The 19530-nt window shown below is 45.1% G+C and carries 17 protein-coding genes and 1 pseudogene; 14 read left to right on the top strand and 4 right to left on the bottom strand.

The annotated features are described in order from the left end of the window. The first annotated feature begins 175 nt into the window (after positions 1–175). Entirely contained in the window at positions 176–1144 is a 969-nt protein-coding gene (locus tag DXA36_RS12570) for a hypothetical protein (RefSeq protein WP_118679684.1), read from the top strand. 14 nt (positions 1145–1158) lie between these two features. Then, complete coding sequence (locus DXA36_RS12565) at positions 1159–2001, top strand: SMODS domain-containing nucleotidyltransferase (protein ID WP_118679682.1); 843 nt, start codon at positions 1159–1161, stop codon at positions 1999–2001. A gap of 60 nt (positions 2002–2061) precedes the next feature. Here the strand turns inward: DXA36_RS12565 and DXA36_RS12560 are convergent, their stop codons facing one another. Further along, a complete protein-coding gene (locus DXA36_RS12560) occupies positions 2062–2853 on the bottom strand; it encodes an ElyC/SanA/YdcF family protein (protein ID WP_118679680.1) in 792 nt (263 codons plus the stop codon). 192 nt (positions 2854–3045) lie between these two features. Then, positions 3046–5178 carry a hypothetical protein gene (locus tag DXA36_RS12555; protein WP_118679678.1) on the bottom strand — a complete coding sequence of 711 codons (2133 nt, stop codon included), beginning with the start codon at positions 5176–5178 and terminating at the stop codon, positions 3046–3048. Between the two features lie 226 nt (positions 5179–5404). Here DXA36_RS12555 and DXA36_RS12550 point away from each other — a divergent pair, with 226 nt between their 5' ends. The 11 genes from DXA36_RS12550 (at position 5405) to DXA36_RS12500 (ending at position 17158) form a co-directional block, all read left to right on the top strand. Next, complete coding sequence (locus DXA36_RS12550) at positions 5405–7321, top strand: cache domain-containing sensor histidine kinase (RefSeq protein WP_118679676.1); 1917 nt, start codon at positions 5405–5407, stop codon at positions 7319–7321. Next, on the top strand, positions 7299–8909 hold the full coding sequence (locus DXA36_RS12545) for a response regulator (protein ID WP_182479047.1): 1611 nt from the start codon (positions 7299–7301) through the stop codon (positions 8907–8909). The genes DXA36_RS12550 and DXA36_RS12545 overlap by 23 nt, the downstream gene beginning before the upstream one ends. Before the next feature lie 161 nt (positions 8910–9070). Continuing rightward, positions 9071–10435: an ABC transporter substrate-binding protein gene (locus DXA36_RS12540; protein WP_243114644.1), complete on the top strand. Its 1365-nt coding sequence runs from the start codon at positions 9071–9073 to the stop codon at positions 10433–10435. A gap of 153 nt (positions 10436–10588) precedes the next feature. Further along, complete coding sequence (locus DXA36_RS12535) at positions 10589–11368, top strand: carbohydrate ABC transporter permease (protein WP_243114643.1); 780 nt, start codon at positions 10589–10591, stop codon at positions 11366–11368. After that, a complete protein-coding gene (locus DXA36_RS12530) occupies positions 11369–12208 on the top strand; it encodes a carbohydrate ABC transporter permease (RefSeq protein WP_243114642.1) in 840 nt (279 codons plus the stop codon). It begins immediately after the preceding gene. A gap of 15 nt (positions 12209–12223) precedes the next feature. Next, entirely contained in the window at positions 12224–13036 is an 813-nt protein-coding gene (locus DXA36_RS12525) for a sugar phosphate isomerase/epimerase family protein (RefSeq protein WP_118679670.1), read from the top strand. A 14-nt stretch (positions 13037–13050) separates the two neighbouring features. After that, positions 13051–13794, top strand: coding sequence for a sulfite exporter TauE/SafE family protein (locus DXA36_RS12520; RefSeq protein WP_182479046.1), 744 nt, complete (start codon positions 13051–13053; stop codon positions 13792–13794). Between the two features lie 238 nt (positions 13795–14032). After that, entirely contained in the window at positions 14033–14806 is a 774-nt protein-coding gene (locus DXA36_RS12515; RefSeq protein ID WP_118679666.1) for a nitroreductase family protein, read from the top strand. A 10-nt stretch (positions 14807–14816) separates the two neighbouring features. After that, complete coding sequence (locus DXA36_RS12510) at positions 14817–15164, top strand: ArsR/SmtB family transcription factor (RefSeq protein WP_118679664.1); 348 nt, start codon at positions 14817–14819, stop codon at positions 15162–15164. Positions 15165–15299: 135 nt separating this feature from the next. Continuing rightward, positions 15300–16052, top strand: coding sequence for an EFR1 family ferrodoxin (locus DXA36_RS12505; RefSeq protein ID WP_118679662.1), 753 nt, complete (start codon positions 15300–15302; stop codon positions 16050–16052). Positions 16053–16228: 176 nt separating this feature from the next. Continuing rightward, positions 16229–17158 (top strand): family 43 glycosylhydrolase, encoded by a 930-nt coding sequence (locus tag DXA36_RS12500; RefSeq protein WP_118679659.1) that lies wholly within the window; start codon positions 16229–16231, stop codon positions 17156–17158. On the opposite strand, the gene DXA36_RS12495 is transcribed toward DXA36_RS12500, so the two are convergent. Beyond that, on the bottom strand, positions 17125–17763 hold the full coding sequence (locus DXA36_RS12495; RefSeq protein ID WP_118679657.1) for a Crp/Fnr family transcriptional regulator: 639 nt from the start codon (positions 17761–17763) through the stop codon (positions 17125–17127). The genes DXA36_RS12500 and DXA36_RS12495 overlap by 34 nt on opposite strands. Before the next feature lie 113 nt (positions 17764–17876). Here DXA36_RS12495 and DXA36_RS12490 point away from each other — a divergent pair, with 113 nt between their 5' ends. Beyond that, positions 17877–19217 carry an MATE family efflux transporter gene (locus tag DXA36_RS12490; RefSeq protein WP_118679655.1) on the top strand — a complete coding sequence of 447 codons (1341 nt, stop codon included), beginning with the start codon at positions 17877–17879 and terminating at the stop codon, positions 19215–19217. 116 nt (positions 19218–19333) lie between these two features. Here DXA36_RS12490 and DXA36_RS12485 read toward each other — a convergent pair. Continuing rightward, positions 19334–19530, bottom strand: a pseudogene (locus DXA36_RS12485) (hypothetical protein); the annotation flags it as partial.

Raw genomic sequence — 19530 nt, 5'->3', positions numbered from 1 at the left:
AAGAGAGAGGATCTCCTCTCTTATTTTTTATGTATCAGAATCTCTTTAACTATCCTGTAATTTATTTCATTTGACTATATTTTGTGTAATATATGTGACTTTTATGTAGAATATGAGCAAGTGTTCAAGCTTTTGTGATAAAATTATATAAATAATCACTAAAGGAGGAGGAACAATGGCGGTTGGTATAGAACAAGGAAAGTTGTGTATCAGTTCAGTTATAGTAAAGGAAAACGGATTTCAGGATTTTCGGTTTGCAGCATATTTGGCTGCAAGCCGATTAGGGTTTGATGTGAAAAGAAATCCTGAGGATTCTGGGATTACCCAAGCTAATTTTGAATATATTTTAGCACATGAATATCCTGTTTTTATTTTGATTACCGGTGTTGTAGATTCAAAAGTTGTGTTAAGAGAATGTAGACAAGCAATAGATAATTGTTTACCAATATTTATTTTTATTAAAGCCAATAACGGCAAGATGTCAAAGAAAACGATAGATTATATGAATGAAATATCAAAAGTTGCTTTTGCTTATGATTGTACGTTATTTCAAACATGTGAAGAATTATACAGACAGGTAGATGACAGGTTGAGGAGATATCTAAACAGGAAAAATAAACTTTATCCAATATTACAATCTGATATTGCAATGGCATATTCTTTAAATGCGGAACTTATGCCTAAGGTAAAAAAACAAATAATAGTTTGTCAACAAACATCTATATTGATATTAGGGCCTAGAAAGAATATTGAGTATGAGATAAATTTTTATAAAATATTACTTGACTGGTTAATAAATAAGGATCCGAGTATGGAGTTTTTACATGTGTTTTCTAAGACAAAAACATTGCAGGAAATCAGACAGCATGGAAATTGTTATGATTTAGGTTTAGCCAAGCGGAATTTAGAGACCCTGTTTACAAATGAAAAAGTTAATTTATTTATTGGTACTACTAAAAAAGAAAGTGTATCTTATGTAATTACAGATACAAATCTTTTATTGGTTTTGCCTATTGAAGAATATAAATATACTATAAATTTACCTTCTTACTTAATGAAAAATAGTGAAGTAGATAAAATAAAGCATGTTCTTTATAGAACATCTGGAAAATTTGGAATTGATAATATAGCAGAGTATTATTAATAGGAGGATAAATTATGTATGGCCCGTTAATAAAGTTAATTGATAATATGCAAATAGGAGATGATGTAAATAAACTTATTTTAGATCGTAAAAAAATTATTGCACAATGTATAGGAAAAAGTTTTTGGGATAAAGATACAGAACAGTCTACAAGTCAGTTTTTGGGGGCCTATGGTAGAGGAACAGCAATATATACGGATGAAATTAAGCTATTAGTTTACTTGCCGAATTCACTTTTTATAGATACTGGTATTAATAATATAGAAATTTTAGGTCAGATAAAAACATCATTAGCGTCAGAATATCGTTCTTCTGATATTGATAATAATTGTAACGGAATCCAAATAGGTTTCTCTGACGATATAAATTTCGATGTTATACCTGCTTTCAAATTTGAAAATGGGGTAATAAATTATTATTTTAACCACAGATGGAAAAAAATTAATATTGGAAAAGAATTAAGTTCTTTCAATTCACTGGATAAAGTGTGTAAAGGAAATCTTCGTGTTTTATGTAAATTATTAAAAGTTTGGAAATCATTCTGTAATGTAAACATCAGCAATATTTTATTAGATACATTTGCGTATCACTTTTTTCGCTATAATAAAGAAAAAAAATATGCGAAAGAAAGTTATGAACATATGATATCAGATTTTTTTTATTTTTTGAGTAAAGTAATTGGACAAGATGATTTTGTATCTATAGATGGTGAAACAATTTTACAGAAAACAGAAGATATAACAGATAAAGTAAATAAATCATATATTTCAGCTAGTAGCGCTATTCTAAATATTAAAGTAAATGAATATGAGTATGCAAATAAAGAATACGAAAAAATTTTTGGGCATTTAATATAGTTGTACTTCTATATAGGTATTTCAAACATCACGGATGCAAATGTCCTATTATGGTATGGTTTAAGAGTAAGCCAGATTGGCGGCCCTGGAAAAATCGCCGTAGTTTTTCTTTAGAAAGGCATACGCTTCTGCTACGTTTTCAGGGATATCTACATGTGCAATAAAGCCCTTTCCATGCGGTCCGTATCCTTCCTCAATGTCACTGAGACGGGGAATTTCGCCCATGAGCAATGTGATATAGCGTTCCATATCCCACATGCCGGTGATGGTATCCCGGAAGGCCAGCCTGTTTCCTTCGGCAATGACCTCTACCTGGTAGCAGGCGAAATTGATGATCCGGGTATCGGGGCTTATGTGTCTGCGGAAACCGGCATCCATACGCAGCTGCATGGATGCATCCTGCATCAGAAGAATGGTGCGGTGGGGAAGGCGGTTTTGTGTCATCAGCGCCAGGGCATTGGTTACATTGTTGCCGCAGTTGGTGGAGGCGGTTTCCAGATAGTCGGGGGAAAGGCCGTATTTCTGTGACAAATAGCCGGCGAATACTTCGGCCTCCGCTTTCCCTTCCGTGACAAGTCCGGGACAAAGAGCGGCCATTTTCCGACGCAGGCTTTCCGTGGTATGGCCTTCTCCTCCCACAATCATATAGTGTTCCGCAATACCGGCCTGCATTGCCTGCGCAAAAAGATCCCCGGCACAGGCAATGCTCCCGCCAAATAATAGAAAAAGATCCACACGGGGAATCCCATAGCTTTCCATCAGGCTTTGTGTTGTCAGATCTTTAATATCCCTGCGGCCGCAGAAACGGCCTAATATATTGATGCATTCTGCTGTTTTCTCTAAAACCGTCATTTTCTCTCCTCCGTACAGGTATGTACGTTACCGTGCTGATGACAGTATAGCATACCGCAGCCTGCAGCTGCAATCCGACTTAAAGCATAAAAGAAGCATTCTATCTGACTGTTAGCTCTGTAGATGCACGTGTATTCATGCATTTATATGGTACCTGGGAACCGGTTAATGGGGAGATATTTTTATTAGCAGTCATGTAAAAACCTTCGTTGTATTTGAGGAAAGGATAGTTTCTGTGAACGAAAATGCCGGTATTTCAAATGTTTGTATGTCCTCCAGTCTAATTGACCCGTAACGAACTTCCTCTCGTATATTTCCGTGGGAATGTATCGTCTCCTGTATATCTCCATCATCAGCGGAAAGGCGCAGCATACGGAATCGGGAAAACGATCGGCCTAATCCTGTAACGTTCAGCGTGACCCGTGTATCCTGGTCGCATTTATTTACGAAATCTAACACAAGTTCTGTGCGATCCAGATTCCAGCTTGCCTGGATTTCCACACTTTTCAGACTGTCAGCATCATAACCGTCGATTTTCAGCGGCCATGCTGCCGCGGTTTGTGACATCCATTTAAGCAGAAGCCCTGATGCTGTCAGGATACTTTCCTGTTTTGAAACTTCAATGCACGATTGTCCTGACGTATTGCACAGGTTGTTAAAGCACATAAATTGCACCAGTCCTCCATATCGTTCATAATGTAATAAATTTCCTGCCATTGTCAGCGCATAAATCCAGGTCCGCCGGCTTTTGCAGAAGTCAATCCCATGATCTGCGTAGAATTTCCGTGTAAACGGAGCCAGTGCCGGATCACGGTTTTGCAGTGCCTCTGTATCGGTGTAATAAATCTGATGTTTATGGGTTCGATTATATTCCTGCAAAATTTTTATTTTACGTTTGATATTAAACGGTTCACACATTCGGTCGGCAATAAAATTGATGGCATCGCCGCACAGTTCCAGCAGCTCCCCGATCGGTTCGCTAAACGCATGGTAAGAGCAAATTCCAATTTGGATGTCAGGATCGACAGATCGCATTGCCTCCGCATATTTCCTGACATATTCGGCATATTCCTCTTTGGTAAACCAGCGCCATGTTTCGTTGTCCATCTCCCAGTATTTTACGTGATATGGTTCCGGATGCCCGTTTCGTGCACGAAGCTTTCCCATGGGTGTGTTTATGTTTCCGTTACAATATTCTACCCATTTCCGTGCTGTCTCTATTCCCGCCTCCTTGTCAAGAATATGGGTAAGGCGGTAACCATGACGCTGCAATCCACCCCATTCTTTCATCTCCGGGAATGCAAGAAAATAATATTCCTTGGAAGGATGAAACATATTTACTAAAAGAAGCGGTTTTGCCCCCACTTGCTCACAAAGGTTTAAAAATTCATCGGTCCCTACATCGTTATAGTTAAGCTCCCCCCAATTGATACTGGGTTCCGGACGGCGGGTGTTTTTCGGCCCAATTGCATCCATCCAATTATGGAAAGAGCCAAAATTTCCTCCCGGAAACCGTAGAACGGATGGATGGAGTTCTTTCATCGCCTCAACCGCATCAGTACGCCAGCCATGTGCGGAATGTTCCGGCATGAAAGAAAAAGCATCACATAATACCTGGCTCCCTCCTGAAACCAGCAGCGCAAATGTGGCCCAGCAGTCATGCGGTATCGGACCAAGAACCACTTCCAGCCATCTTCCCTCTTCCGCAGCCTGCGGGAGCGTGGCCTGAAATACAGGCTCTCCTTCTAAATTTGCCGTTTCATACAAGCATACTTTCATCTGTACAGACTCACCGGCAAGTTTCTGGAAATATCCGGAAAAACGGTAGCTTTCTCCAGCCCGCAGATACTTTCCATCCTGCGCTACGCCGGCTGACCGCGTATCGTAGTTATTAATTACCAGGCAGCTCTCCCCGTGTATACCGCCTGTCTCCTGGGAAAGCGTTACACTGTATCCGGGCGTGCGCGATGTCAGATAAGAAGCATCTCCGGTAATGCTCTCCGGGCGGTCTTTCCCTGGAAATGCATACCAACGGTTATGTTGATAAGAGGAGTGGTACCATTCTTCCCCTGTCCAGTCGTTGCCAAGTCCTTTATCGTTGCCGCCGAACCAGTCATAGGTGCCTTTTGCAATTGGTACAGCTTTCTCAAAGCTTCTGTTGAACAACATTTCGGTCCACATGCTTTCTACCTGATAGCCAAATCCCACTTCAATAAAATTTCCGCACAGCCGGCAGCTGACAGGAGATGGGGCCATTTCCTCCGGCAAAATGGGAAAAATCCGGTTTCCATTTTGGAATTCTTCAACATTAGTTAAATTTTTCATAATTTTTCCGTCTTTCCGCGAAAGACGCCGATGGGATGATAGCTCCGAGGGTCTTACGCTGTGAAAATATCTTATTTTGTAAACTTACATTTATAATAGCTTATATTAATTGATATTATAATCTATTATTTTTACGACTTATGTATAGTTTTAGATAATTTTGGAGATTGCTGGCACTCTCTTTTGTTTATATAATTATATAAAAAGAACGAAGAGGAGTGGGTGCATGAGAATTTGTAACAAGTTTAAGTTTGGCAGCCGTCTGATCAACAGGCTTTATCTTTGGCTGCGCCGATACTCCCTCAGCACACGCTTTTTTATAGTTTGCATTTCCCTTTGTATCGTGCCTCTGGTTCTGGCAACGGGAATTGTATTTTTTACATCCTACTCAAGAGAAACGGATAATTACATATCGTTTACACAGCAGAACATGGTACAAACAAGCAACAATCTGTTTAATCGTTTAATGAATGTCCGTACTGATGCAATTGATTTTGCCTATAACAGCTATATTCAGGATTTTACGGAAAGCTATAGCTCTGAAAATTCAAGCGTTGGGCGTGTTCCTGTAACAGAAGAACTTGTTCATTCTGTGGTCGGACGATTCAATTCCACATCTGATTCTGCGGGACTGATTATCCTTTCTCCTGACGGCAGGCCGTGCTATGTCTATAACAATCAGAACCGGTTCTATATGTATTTCTATGAAAAAAGTAAGGCCAGCATCATGGAAAATGTCGATCGCAGCGGCAATGGTTATTGGCATTATGCAACACCGGAAGATTATTATTTGAAAAGTGTGGAATGGCATGCGCCGCAGACCGATGAACCGGTAATTTATTATGCCCTGAAAATGAAACGGCTAATAGGGGATGAATCGGTTGGATACCTTATTATGACATTGCGCGCGGGAGTACTTACTGAGCTGTTTTCCAATCTGGAGGGGGATGGAGCATCTACGGTATATCTGTTGGATCGGGAGGGAAATGTCATTATCCATACCGGGGAAGAAGATACCGTTGACGGAGCGGACTGGATGGAATATCTTTCTTCTGTCAACTCTTCCAAAATAGAGGTTTTTCATCCGGAGGGGATGTTCGACAATACATTGATTGCCATGCAGATGGAAGAAACAGGATGGTATGTGGTAAATGTAATTGACGGCGGTGTCCTTTCACAAATTGCATTGAATAACAGTATGGATGTCATCACTCTGCTGCTGACCATGATGGTATTGGTACCCTGTGTCTTTTTCCTGCTTAACCGCACGATGAAGCGCCCTCTTTGGCACATTGTGAACGTTCTAAACCGGGTCCAGCAGGGCGATTTTTCTTCACGTATTCAGGATCAGGGCTGCGATGAATTTGCTGTCATTGCGCAGAGTATTGATACGATGTCAGGCAAGCTGGAAACGATGATCGAACAGGTTAAATGCAGCGAAAAGCAACGGCAGGAATCACAGATCGAACTTCTGCAAATGCAGATCAACCCGCATTTCATAACCAATACGCTCAATATGGTAGCGTGGATGGCGGACTTGCAGCAACAGGCTAAGCTGTCCCATATTTTACAGAGTCTGTCAGCTTTACTGAATCGTACGCTTCGTTCGGGGCGGGATTTTATACCGCTTTCGGAGGAGCTTGATTATATTCGCTGGTATCTTGATATTCAGCAGTACCGCGGCATAGCTTCATACAGGCTTAATGTGTGTCTTGATGATTCGCTGCAGGACTGCCTTTTGCCCCCGTTTACACTGGAGCCGCTGGTGGAAAATTCTGTGATTCATGGGACTGTAGCGGGACGTGGTTTCCTTAATATTACAATTAAAGGCTTCCGGACAAAGAATATTGTGGAGATCTCGGTTATTGATGATGGCTGCGGCATGGATGCCGGCACATTGGAACGGCTCAGCCACACAACGGAAACACGGACAAGCCGGCAGCATAGCGTTCATGGCATTGGGATAGCCAATGTACAAAAAAGGCTCCAAATTTATTTTGGGGCAGAATATGGGGTTTCATATGACAGTATGCCGGGATGCTTTACAATTGCAACGGTAAGGATCCCGGTGAGGACCGATGGCTCAGAGGAGACAACGGATCAGGGAAAGAGGTGGGAGAATGTATCATGTGATGATCGTTGATGACGAATTATATGCGCGGACTCGTCTGAAGGTGGATCTGTGCCTGGAACGGGATGGTTTTCTTGTAGACAGGGAAGCAGCCAACGGGCAGGAAGCTTTGGAAAAAATACGCTGTCTGTGCCCGGATATTCTGCTTACCGATATGCGTATGCCCGGTATGAATGGTGTGGATCTGATTGAACGGGTGAGACAGATGTACCCTGAACTGCCGGTGATTGCGCTGAGCGGATACGAAGATTTTACCTATGTACGTTCCAGTTTGAAACTTGGTGCGATTGACTACCTGCTCAAGCACGATCTGAATCGTGAAGTCGTTTTGGAAGCACTCCAGAAATGTGCCGAGCAGATCCGGCAGTCGCGGCAAAAAGAAAAGGATACACAAATTCTGCAAACATACTGGCAAAACAGTGAAAAGGAAAGCCAGCGTCAATTGGTACTCAGCCTGCTAAACGGCGACACTGTTGATCCTGCTGTCCTCTCAGAACAGCTTCCATTTCTGAATCATGGAAGTAATATCCAGCTTATCTTGATGCAGCTTGATAACATCCACAAGCTGGAACAGGAAGGCGGCAAAATTGAGCTGGTTATGCTCAGCCCTTCCATCCTTTCCATTCTTCAAGAGGTCATACGCCAATATGCACAAGGGATTATTGCGGAAATCGGAGGAGGAGAGTTCGTCACTCTTGTTTCCTTTGAAGGCCGGAACAGCCAGCAATATTTTTGGAATATCAGCAGGCAGCTGGTACAATCCCTCCGGCAGAACCTGGAGAAATACACAAACCTGACAGCATCGTTCGTACTGGGAAAACTGGTACAGCAGCCATCCGGCCTTCCCGGCTGTTATCGTCAGACACGTCAGGAGATGTCACTGCGGTATCTGACCGGACATGGATCCTTAATCGATGTTTCAGAAAGCCGTTCTCTGAATCCTGGAAAATTCGTCACATTGGATACTGTATCTGAAAAGCAGATTGCTAATGCTGTGGAACGTCGGGATCATGAGCACTGCATGGCCGCTGTGCAGGCCGTCTTTGACGGATTGTTGTATAGAGAGGCTGATCGTACCTCCTGTCAGATTATATGCCTGGAGCTGCTGAACCTGGTCATACGGAATATTAAAACGGTTCCGCTCAGCAACGAGCTGCAGGAATTCTGCACCCTTATGAGAGTAGAAATACTGAACAGCGATAACATCCAGGAAAACCGCCGCCTGATTGTATCCGCTTATAACAGGCTGTTTGATTTCTTTCAGACGGCAGATCGGGTTTCCCATTATAATTCCAACACCATTAAAGCGATAGAGTATGTCCATGCACATTGCCAGGAAGATCTCGGCCTGGATGCGGTAGCCGGAAAGCTGAATGTAAGTAAGTCATATCTAAGCCGTATTTTCAGTCATGACTGTGGAAAAAGCTTTACGGAATATGTTGCCTGTTATCGTGTTGAGCAGGCCAAAGTGCTGCTTGCACAGGGTGTGTCGATTAAAGAAGTCGCGGAACGGGTGGGTATTGGCAATCAATCCTATTTTTTCCGTGTATTTAAGTCCTATACTGGTACAACTCCACATGCCTGGGAAAAGAAAAAGTAGAAATTGTACATAAAATGTCATTGTATTGCACATTCGTTTTGCATATATATGTGTCATTTTTGTCATATCTGACAACGCTGTGGATTGGAGTTGTGTTTTTGACAATCTATAATGATAGTTAAAGAACAGGAAAACCTGACTTAAGCATAGGAGGATGTTATATGAAAGTGAAAAAACTGACAGCTTTAATTTTGTCGCTTCTTATGGTTGTATCCACGGCAGCTTGTTCCAATGGCAGCGATGCCACATCTGGCAGCGATACTGCGGGAAGCCCAAAGACAACTGAAACAACAGAAACAACGGAGCCAGCCGATCCCATTAAACTGACTTGTTGGGTTAACGAACAACACACCGATATTTTTGAGTATGGTGCTGAACTTTATAATGAAGCACATCCAAATAATCCCATTGAGTTGAGTTTGGAATTTTATCCGGTTACTGAAATGCATAATAAGCTTCTCATCGCTTTGCAGTCCGGTGTAGGCGCTCCCGATATTGTGGATGTTAATCTCACCTGGTGGTCGAACTTTATGCAGGGAGATATCCAGCTTGTACCGCTCAACGATATTGTGGAGCCGGAACTGGATCATATGGTTAGATCCCGTTTTGACTTATATTCCAAAGACGGCTCCTATTACGGCATTCCTACCCATGTAGGTGCCACCTGCATGTACTATAATATGGATTTGATTAAACAGGCTGGCGTCACCATAGAAGAAATTGATGCGATTGAAACATGGGATCAATATCTTGAAATCGGCCGCAGGGTTACGGATGCGACAGGTATGGCGTGGACCGCATATGAAACCCTGAACCAGCGTCCCTATTGGCCGCTGCTGAACGAATGCGGATTGGATTATATCGACGCGGACGGCAATGTGACAATGGACAGTGAAGAAAACATCGCCGTATTGGATTGGATGTATGATGTATTCCAGGATGGATTGGCAACAGAAGCTCCTGGCGGTGACCTGATCAACGAAAGCTTTTATAATTGGATGAACGGAGGCAACTGTGCTTCTTTGCTGATGCCATCCTGGTATATGATTCGTCTGATGGACTATATGCCTGACCTTTACGGTAAAATGATCGTGCGTCCGGTTCCTGTATTTGAGCAGGGACAGCCTCGTTCCACCTGTGTAGGAGGTACACCGACAGCTATCACAAGCCAATGCAAGTATATTGAAGAAGCTAAGGAGCTTCTGTATTGGGCAAAATTGAGCGATGAAGGCTCCATCAATATTTGGGAAACCTGCAAATTCGATCCGGTTAATCTTAATGTATGGACCGATGAAAGTCTGACGGAACCGATGGATTATTTTTCAGGGGAATCATTCTTTGAAATTATGATGCCGTATATTGAGAATGGCATTCCGTCTCCTATCAATCCAAGCGATGCGAAATCCACGACGGCTCAGGAGTTAATGCGTAATAACGTGATGTATCAGGTATTTGTTACACAAGAAAAGAGCCCGGAGCAGGCATTGACCGATGCGGCCAATGAGGTACGCAATTCGAAAAACTAAGGGGTGATTACAATGCAGGCAAAACAGGTTCGTTCTTCCTGGAATCCAAAACGTATTCTGTACAGTAAAAAAATGGCCCCCTACATATTTGTAGCACCATTTATAGCTTCATTCCTCATATTTTTTCTATATCCTTCATTGGAAACGATCCGTATGAGCTTCATGAGCATGGAAGGTTTTGGAAAAGAGCGGTTTGTTGGATTCCATAATTATGCAAGGCTGTTTAATTACCACTTTGGCCATGCAATCCTCACGAATACCATTTATACCGGCTGTATGCTGGCGATTATGATGACTATACCGATCGTGCTGGCTGTAGTCGTTAATTCCAGGCTGCTGAAGCTGCGTAATATGTTTCGTGCGGCATTTTTTATCCCATCGCTGGTATCAGCACTGATTGCCGGTATCGCATTCCGTCTGATGTTCAGTGATATGGACTCCGGCCTGTTTAACCAAATCCTGCATCTGTTTGGTAAGGAAAGCATCGCCTGGAATATGGGCTATTCTACCGGTATCCTTATGATGGTAACGTTGGATATCTGGAAATCGATTGGTATCAACATGGTCTACTGTCTGTCGGCTCTGCAAAGTATTCCTGAGGATATTTATGAATCCGCGGAAATCGACGGTGCGTCCGCCTTTCGTAAATTCTGGAATATTACCGTTCCTATGATTAAGCCTACGCTGATTTATATTTTTACTCTTACGGTTATTGCAGGCTACCGAATGTTTACGGAAAGCTACGTCTACTGGGTGGATTCGACCCCCGGCGATATCGGCCTGACAATTGTGCGGTACCTGTATCAGATGTCGTTCCAGCGTAATGACATGGGCTTTGGCAGTGCCATAGGAATCGTATTGCTGGTAATTATTATGGGGATCAACCTTGTTCAGCTGCGCGGCTTTGGAATGTTCGGTAAGGAGAGGGATTGAATGATGAAAAAGAAAATTACATGGCAGTCGGCACTGCTGACAATTTTTATTTTAGCCGCGGCCCTGGTGGCGTTGTTTCCGGTTTATTTTCTAATAGTTGCGTCGCTCCAGCCTACACAATATATGTTCAGCCGCGGGCTTTCTCTTGTTTTAGGTGATACCGCTACGTTTGCCAATTTCCGCACACTGGCTGAATATCGTGAGGGGATGTATTTTTCATGGTATAAAAACAGCGTTATGATTACGGTGTTACAAACTATATTAGCGCTGTTCTTTTCCAGTATGACCGGATATGCGCTTGGTGTATACCGTTTCCGTGGCCGGGGGCTGATATTCACACTGATGCTGCTTGTTATGATGATCCCGTTGGAAATTATCATGTTGCCGTTATATAAGCTTTGTATTGGCATGAAGATTATCAATACAACCGCAGGTGTTATCCTTCCGTTCATCCTGTCTCCTATCTGTATTTTCTTCTTTCAGCAGTTTGTATCGAGCCTGGGAGACAGTTTTATGGAAGCAGCGCGCATTGACGGCTGTACGGAATTCGGTATTTATTTCCGAATCATGATGCCGCTGATGAAACCGGCATTCGGTGCAATGACTATCCTGATGGCAATGAATAGCTGGAACGGTTTCCTGTGGCCTTTGGTAGTCCTGCGAACAAATGAAAAACTCACGCTCCCGATTGGTCTGGCTTCTCTTATCAGCGCAAATGCACAGAAGATGGAAGTGCTGCTGCCCGGCGCCGTGTTGTCTATTGTACCGATTGTTATCCTGTTCCTTTTTAACCAAAAGAAATTTATTAACGGGCTGACCAGCGGCGGAGTCAAAGCGTAAAGGGAGAAAATACATATGAAAACAGCATATACCGGATGGATGTGGGTAAACCAATACGTTGGGAATTCGAAACAGTTTCGGAGTCAGTTTGTACAGTGCGTTAAAGAATTGTCATATTTGGGATATGATTATCTCGAAAACTTTCCCTATTTAAAAAAGCACTTCACTCCAGACGAGGTAATAAAGATCTGTGATCAGTATGGAGTTTCTATGTCTGCTTTGTATTGCAATTTAAGTGAAGGCCTGGATGAACTCAAAGAGGATGCCGAATATACAGCGGCAATGGGGGGAAAATATCTGATTTGTTCAAGCGGGAACTGGCCCGAAGATCAGGGACTGGATTGTCCGGCTGACTGGGATGCGGTTAAGAAAGATGCGCTTTTATGTAATGAATTAGGGGTCTATTGTAAAAATGCGGGCATTAAACTTCTGCATAACCACCATTCCTATACGACTGTCTGCCGCCGTCCGGAGATTGATGCCTTTGCCAGGCAAACGGATCCGGAGCTTGTTGGATTCTGTGTAGATGACGGCCATGCGATGGTTGCCGAAGTTGACATAATTCATTTAGTAAAGGTTTACGCGGATCGGATTGATTATGTCCATATTAAGGATTTGGATCCCACGCTGTCATGGCGCGGACGCGGAATGAGCTGGGTCCCATTGGGATTGGGGACGTTAAATCTTCCCGGATTTTTTGAAGCCCTCCGTGGTATTGAATTTGATGGGATTGTATGTGCCGGCCTTCCCGCCGGCTGCGAGAAAATCAACCACTTTGAATCAGCAAGGCTGTCTCGTCAGTATTTAAGAAGCGCGCAGGGCCTGTAATGCGGGAGGAGCTCATGGATAGCGAATGGTTACTTTTCTTATATACATTTCTGGCCTGCATTGGCGGCGGATTCGTTCAGTCAACGACCGGCTTTGGCTTTGGAATCTTTGTTATGGTATTTTTTCCGTTATACCTGCCGGTATTGCAGGCCGCCGGATTATCCAGCTTAATTTTAATTTTTCTATTGAGCACATTAGTCTGGCGTTACCGTAAATATATCCAATGGAAACAGGCAATTTTTCCGGCCGCGGTATATCTGATTGTGAGTACAATAACGATCCGTCTGGCATCTTCGATCAATCTGTCTGGGATCAACTTTTGGCTGGGAATGTTTCTGCTGCTGATTGCCATTTATATGGCGTTTATGAATCAAAAGATTACAGTTAAGGCGAACTGGGGGACCGCTGCTGTCTGCGCATCACTGTCTGGTACGGTGGATGGGTTATTCAGCATCGGCGGTCCGCCGATGACAGTGTATTTTCTTGCTTTATTGGGTAATGAAAAGCTGAAATATCTGGGAACGATACAATTCTTTTTCTTTATAACCAATTTGATGAACAGTTTTAACCGTATCTTTAGTGGTATTTTAAAACCATTTACATTACTTTTGGTACTTCCCGGTATTTTGGGGCAATATATCGGCAGCAGATTGGGAAACCGTATTGTAGATCGAATTGACAGCAGGCATTTTCAGATACTCGTATATTCATTTCTTGCTGTTTCCGGGATCTTTACTTGTATATCATCCTTATTTTAATTTGAAAAATGACTTTGTTGAGGGTTCAATTCCCTCAAGAAACGGTAATCCGTACAGAAAGGACTTCATCTTTTTGTACGGATTTTTTATATTATCCGCTCAAACTTCGCAGGAGACGATTGGGCATGGCGTTTTGCCGGCAACCAATCTGTCCGTAACGATTTTCTTTACCAATGTCGCATTTTTTGCGGATCCTGCTATAATGGTTAACAAAGATTAACGAAAGAAGGGAAGGAAAATGGCAGAACATGAGATAACTATAGAGAAAGAAAAATGTATCGGCTGCGGTATGTGTGTAAGGGACTGCGCCGCCCGTAATATTGAGATACAGAACCGGAAAGCCAATATTCTGTCCGGGGATTGTATCCTGTGCGGGCATTGTGTCGCTGTCTGCCCGAAGGGGGCCGTTACGATCAGCGGCTATGAAGCCGAACCTGTCCCGATAAAAGGGGAGGTGCATCTGAAACCGGAGGAGGTGCTGGATGCCATCCGGTTCCGCCGGACGATCCGGCAGTTTCGGGATCAGAAAATCCCGGAGGAAATCCTGGAACAGATTCTGGAGGCCGGCAGGCTGACGCATACGGCAAAGAATGCACAGGATGTGTCTTTTGTTGTACTGGACAGAAGAAAAGAGGAACTGGAACAGGCGGCGGTGCGTGTATTCCGGGCGGTTAAGCCATTTGCGGATATGTTCAGCCCCATGGCGAGAAGAAATAAAATGGATAATCATTTCTTCTTTTTCCATGCCCCGGCGGTGATAGTCATTCTGTCAAAAGAGAAGCTGAACGGTGCTCTGGCGGCACAGAACATGGAGTTTGTGGCGGAGGCGAACGGGCTTGGCGTATTGTTCAGCGGCTTTTTTTCCATGGCGGCCAATCTATCTCCGAAGTTAAAAAAAGCGCTGGGTGTTTCAAAAGGAAAAAAAGTGGTTACAACATTAGTATTGGGGTATCCGAAGGTAAAATACCGGCGCAGCGCACAGCGTGAAAAGCTGGATGTCAGATATTTGTAAAGGAGGGTATATGGAAAAAGACTGCAAACAGCGGCTGGAGGAGATTACACAGGGCTTTCAGGAATGCCGGGGAGCATTTACGGCTATTGGGGATGAGACAAGGCAGTTGATCCTGCTCGTACTGCTGCAGAGTGATCTGGACGGTATCCGTGTGGGAGAAATTGCAGCAAAGACGCATCTGACCAGGCCGTCCGTATCCCACCATCTGCAGATTTTGAAGGAAGCGGGCATCATCAATATGCGGAAGGAAGGTACGAAAAATTATTATTATATCCGAGCGGACGAAACGCAGTGGAAAAAGCTTGCGGATTTAATGAAGCTTGTGTATGAGGGAATTATCCATATCGGCGGGGTATAGGGATATCAGGGGGCCGCAGGGCCGGTTAACAAGATAGAGGATAAGAGGGCAGGGCCGTAAAAAAATGGTTTCGGCGGCCCGGATTGGAATGCGGTGTCCGCCGCATGCGTGTAAAAGCGCAGATAGGAGACAGAAATGATTTTATTTTTTTCAGGTACCGGGAACAGTGAATATGCAGCAAAACGGATTGGCAGGGAAACGGAAGATGACGTTTCCAATCTTTTTAAGAAAATAAGGAATCAGGATTATACCGCATTGCGGTCGGATAAGCCGTGGATTATTGTCACACCCACCTATGCATGGAGGATACCTCGGGTGGTTACGGACTGGCTGCTGAAGACGAAGCTGGAGGGCAGCCGGGATATCCGTTTTGTGATGACCTGCGGCGGCAATATCGGAAATGCAGGCGCATATTTGGAAAAGCTTTGCGAAAAAAAGGGGATGACGTATCAGGGATGTGCCTCTGTCCTCATGCCGGAGAATTATATTGCACTTTTTGAAACGCCTTCCAGGGAAGAAGCGTTAGTGACGATCGGGCAGGCCGAACAGAAGATAGATGAGATCATACAATGGATAAAAGCGGGGACGTCTTTTCCGAAACCGGAGATTACCGGAAAGGATAAACACAGCAGCGGCGTGGTAAATACCGTTTTTTATCCGCTTTTCGTGCATGCCGGTAAATTTTATGCCACGGATGCCTGCATTTCCTGCGGCATGTGTGAAAAGAGCTGCCCTCTTGGAAATATCCGCCTGAAAGACGGGAAGCCCGTATGGGGGAAAGAATGCACCCATTGTATGGCCTGTATCTGCCGGTGCCCCCGGGAAGCGATTGAATACGGAAAGCACAGTGTGGGACTGCCCCGGTATGTTTGTCCGAAGAGGCTGTAAGGGAAGAGGGGGCGCAGGTGCATATCGGGGGTGATATGCAGGAGGATTACGGATTGCATGTTGTAAAATACGCTGTTATACTGGGTTGGTGAAGAAGGAAACGCTCACAGTCCCGGCAGAAGGCACTGTGTCATGCCGGGGTGGCGCTTACGCGGAAAGAAGGAGAGGAACAGCTTATGGAAACAAAAAGGGTAAACGGAGAGGTATGGTATGATACGGACGGGAATGTCCTCCATGCGCATGGAGGGCATATGCTCCAATGGGAGGATAACTGGTACTGGTATGGGGAAAACCGGACGGAAAACAGATATGTGAGTGTGTATAAGTCCGCGGATCTGGTTAACTGGACCTTCTGCCGCCATGTGCTGACCACAGACTCCCCTGTTGCAGAATACCGTGTGCGGACAGACCGGAAGCTGCGCAGCGAAACGGGCGGTAAAATCAATGTGGAGAGGCCCAAGGTGCTCTATAACGCAAAAACCGGTAAATTCGTGATGTGGATGCATGTGGAAAACGGGGTGGATTATCGGGATGCCGCCTGCGCGGTCGCGGTGTGCGACACGCCGGACGGAGAGTTTACTTATCTGGGCAGCTTTAATCCGTTCGGCTATATGTCCAGGGACTGCACGTTGTTTCAGGATAAGGACGGAACCGCTTATTTCCTCTCCGCTTCCAGGGATAATGCGGATATGCATGTGTACCGGCTGTCGGAGGATTACCTGAACGTAGACTGCCTGGTACATAAGCTGTGGCAGGGGGAATACCGGGAGGCGCCGGCGGTTATGGAACGAAACGGAAGGTATTATATGTTTTCTTCCTATTGTACCGGATGGGCGCCCAACCAGTGCCGCTATGCTTTTGCAGACAGCATGGAAGGCAGATGGAGCAGCCTGACGGATATCGGGGATGCTACGACCTACCGTACCCAGCCCGCTTTTATTCTTCCTGTGGAAAAAGAAGGGAATACGGTATATTATTATGTGGCGGATCGTTGGAACGCTTCGGATTACCATGATTCCCGTTACGTGATCCTGCCTTTGGAATTCACCGAAGAAGGACGGCCTGTTTTGGATTATACGGAGATTTTTGCCCCGGAAAGGCGGTAGCAGCCTTTTTTGATTTTAATTAGGGTTCCCCCGTCGGTGAGTTTTTTCAGGAGGCGCTGGAGCTGGCGGCGGCTGCAGTGGATATGGGCGGCGGTTTGTTCTACATTGGTAAGGGTATTGTGGGGGCAGGTGTATTGCAGGTAATACAGAAGCTTTTCTTCCAGACTGGAAAAGACGGCTTCGTTCAGGGAGGACATTTCTATCTTTTTTATGAGGGAATGGAGAAGATAATGCAAGAAGCGGATATCCTTGTCCAGAAGCTTCCGTGCTTTTTCCATAGGCAGGCAGACGGCGGTTACCTCGCTTTGTGCTTCGGCAAAAAAGGCGGGGTAATCGTTTTTGATAAATTCGATATCGCCAAGGAGTGTGAAGCCGTCACTGGCGGAGAGGGTATATTGGGAGCCGTCTTTGCGGATGGAATAAACGGAAATGGTGCCTGATACGACAAACTGCAGATATTCGGTAAGCTTGAGGGGGTGGACAATGGTTTCCCCCTTTTCGTATTGGATAAGAAAAAAGGGGAGGTCCTGTGTATCAAACAACTGTTGCAGGGCATAAGCTTCCAGACAGGTGTTCAGTTTTTGGGAATCGTATATTTTTTTCATGACAGCCTCCGAAGCCCGGGCGTTTTTTTCTTTTATTGTGACATATGTCACTTGGAAATGCAAACGGATCTGCTATAGTTAGACCGATAACCCGGAACAGGAGAGTGGAGAAAATGACAAACGATTTATTTGAAAAAGTGTCCGTGCCGAGAGCTTATTTTAAGCTGGCGCTGCCGGTAGTGTTCAGTATGGTGGTCAGTCTGGTTTATAATATGGTGGACACTTTTTTTATTGCGAGAACGCAGAATGCGGATCTGGTGGCGGGAGTATCCCTGTGCGCGCCGGTCTTTACGCTGATGATCGCTTTGGGGGATATTTTCGGGCTGGGGGGAAGCTCGGTGATATCCCGGTTATTCGGGGAAAAACGGGATGAGGATGGAAGGAGGGCGAGCGCGTTCTGTTTTTATGGGGCGATTGTCTGCGGTATTGCGGTTGCCGGAATCATGCTGTTTTTCCAAAAGCCGATCCTGTATCTGCTGGGGGCGGGGGAGGGAACGTATGAGTTCGCGTCGCAATATTATACCTATATGGCCATAGGCGCGCCGGCGGTGATTCTGGCGCTGACGCCGGGAAATCTGATGCGTACGGAGGGGCTGGCCGTGGAAGCGATGGCAGGAACGATCATCGGATCCCTGGTGAATATCATTCTGGATCCTGTCTTTATTTTCGGTCTGGGAATGGGGGCAGGCGGTGCGGCTGTCGCCACGGTATTGGGGAATCTGGCAACGGATGTGATCCTGATAGGTTTCGTTCTCAGAAAAAGCGGCAAGTTATCCGTTTCCATAAGGGCGGCGGGGATAAGCAGGAGGGAAATGCTGGGGATTTTCGCAATAGGAATCCCGGCCTCGGTTACGAATCTGATGCAGAGCCTGGGGATGGCCTTAATGAACCGTTATCTTGTCCCCTATGGCACCAAACAGGTTGCGGCTATGGGAATTGCCATGAAGGTAAATATGATTGTCATGCTGGTTATGGTAGGTTTTGCTTTCGGCGCCCAGCCTTTAATCGGATATAATTACGGGGCCGGGAATAAGGAGAGGCTGCAAAAGATCATCCGGTTTGATTTGGGGGTGGAGGTAGTGTTTGCGCTGGTGTTTTCCCTGCTGCTTGCCTGGCCGGCGAGACAGATATTGTCGCTGTTTATGAAGGATGTACAAATAGTGGAGGCGGGGAGCCTGATGCTGCGCTGTCTGCTGGTTACCATGCCGTTTGTGGGGATTGTGCTCGTGTTTACCACCGTGTTCCAGGCGGCGGGAAAAGCGTGGCCGGCCTTTTTGCTGTCCGTGAGCAGGCAGGGACTTCTGTTTGCGGTATGTATCGCGGTGCTGTCGCGGACGGCAGGTTATCATGGAGTGATCGTTTCCCAGGCCGCGGCGGATGTGCTTACCGCGGTGCTGGCAGCAGTGCTGTATTACAGAGGATTCGGCCGGAATGCGGGGAAGGGCACTTTTTGACCGAATCATTTAGTCGGTTTTTGATTCTCTCTTTATAACTTCTCAAAAGCCGGGAAAGCCCGTAACTACGGGCTTTCCCGGCTTTCATAAAAGCGGATGCTTCATGTGATGTAAAATTACTTCCCCGCCCCGTCCGGGCCGACTACATAACCGTCCACTTTCGTATTTACAACCATGGCGCCGTTCTCGTCAAAGTAGTACCGCTTTCCGCCGATTTCCTTCCAGCCGGTGAGAGCCTTACCGTTCTGATAGTAGAGCAGATGGCCGGAATCGTTCTTTGTCCAGCCGGCAGCCGCGGCCGGGTCAATTATAA

This window comes from Eisenbergiella sp. OF01-20 (assembly GCF_003478085.1).
Lineage (GTDB): Bacteria > Bacillota > Clostridia > Lachnospirales > Lachnospiraceae > Eisenbergiella.
Note: the sequence above shows the minus strand (reverse complement) of the source record. Positions and strands in the feature narration are given on the sequence as shown.

Coding starts and splice junctions, on each gene's coding strand:
- DXA36_RS12525 (WP_118679670.1), top strand. CDS start 12,224: ATGAAAACAGCATATACCGGATGGATGTGGGTAAACCAATACGTTGGG.
- DXA36_RS12555 (WP_118679678.1), bottom strand. CDS start 5,178: ATGAAAAATTTAACTAATGTTGAAGAATTCCAAAATGGAAACCGGATT.
- DXA36_RS12535 (WP_243114643.1), top strand. CDS start 10,589: ATGAGCTTCATGAGCATGGAAGGTTTTGGAAAAGAGCGGTTTGTTGGA.
- DXA36_RS12500 (WP_118679659.1), top strand. CDS start 16,229: ATGGAAACAAAAAGGGTAAACGGAGAGGTATGGTATGATACGGACGGG.
- DXA36_RS12570 (WP_118679684.1), top strand. CDS start 176: ATGGCGGTTGGTATAGAACAAGGAAAGTTGTGTATCAGTTCAGTTATA.
- DXA36_RS12565 (WP_118679682.1), top strand. CDS start 1,159: ATGTATGGCCCGTTAATAAAGTTAATTGATAATATGCAAATAGGAGAT.
- DXA36_RS12520 (WP_182479046.1), top strand. CDS start 13,051: ATGGATAGCGAATGGTTACTTTTCTTATATACATTTCTGGCCTGCATT.
- DXA36_RS12490 (WP_118679655.1), top strand. CDS start 17,877: ATGACAAACGATTTATTTGAAAAAGTGTCCGTGCCGAGAGCTTATTTT.
- DXA36_RS12560 (WP_118679680.1), bottom strand. CDS start 2,853: ATGACGGTTTTAGAGAAAACAGCAGAATGCATCAATATATTAGGCCGT.
- DXA36_RS12495 (WP_118679657.1), bottom strand. CDS start 17,763: ATGAAAAAAATATACGATTCCCAAAAACTGAACACCTGTCTGGAAGCT.
- DXA36_RS12515 (WP_118679666.1), top strand. CDS start 14,033: ATGGCAGAACATGAGATAACTATAGAGAAAGAAAAATGTATCGGCTGC.
- DXA36_RS12550 (WP_118679676.1), top strand. CDS start 5,405: ATGAGAATTTGTAACAAGTTTAAGTTTGGCAGCCGTCTGATCAACAGG.
- DXA36_RS12505 (WP_118679662.1), top strand. CDS start 15,300: ATGATTTTATTTTTTTCAGGTACCGGGAACAGTGAATATGCAGCAAAA.
- DXA36_RS12510 (WP_118679664.1), top strand. CDS start 14,817: ATGGAAAAAGACTGCAAACAGCGGCTGGAGGAGATTACACAGGGCTTT.
- DXA36_RS12545 (WP_182479047.1), top strand. CDS start 7,299: ATGTATCATGTGATGATCGTTGATGACGAATTATATGCGCGGACTCGT.
- DXA36_RS12540 (WP_243114644.1), top strand. CDS start 9,071: ATGAAAGTGAAAAAACTGACAGCTTTAATTTTGTCGCTTCTTATGGTT.
- DXA36_RS12530 (WP_243114642.1), top strand. CDS start 11,369: ATGATGAAAAAGAAAATTACATGGCAGTCGGCACTGCTGACAATTTTT.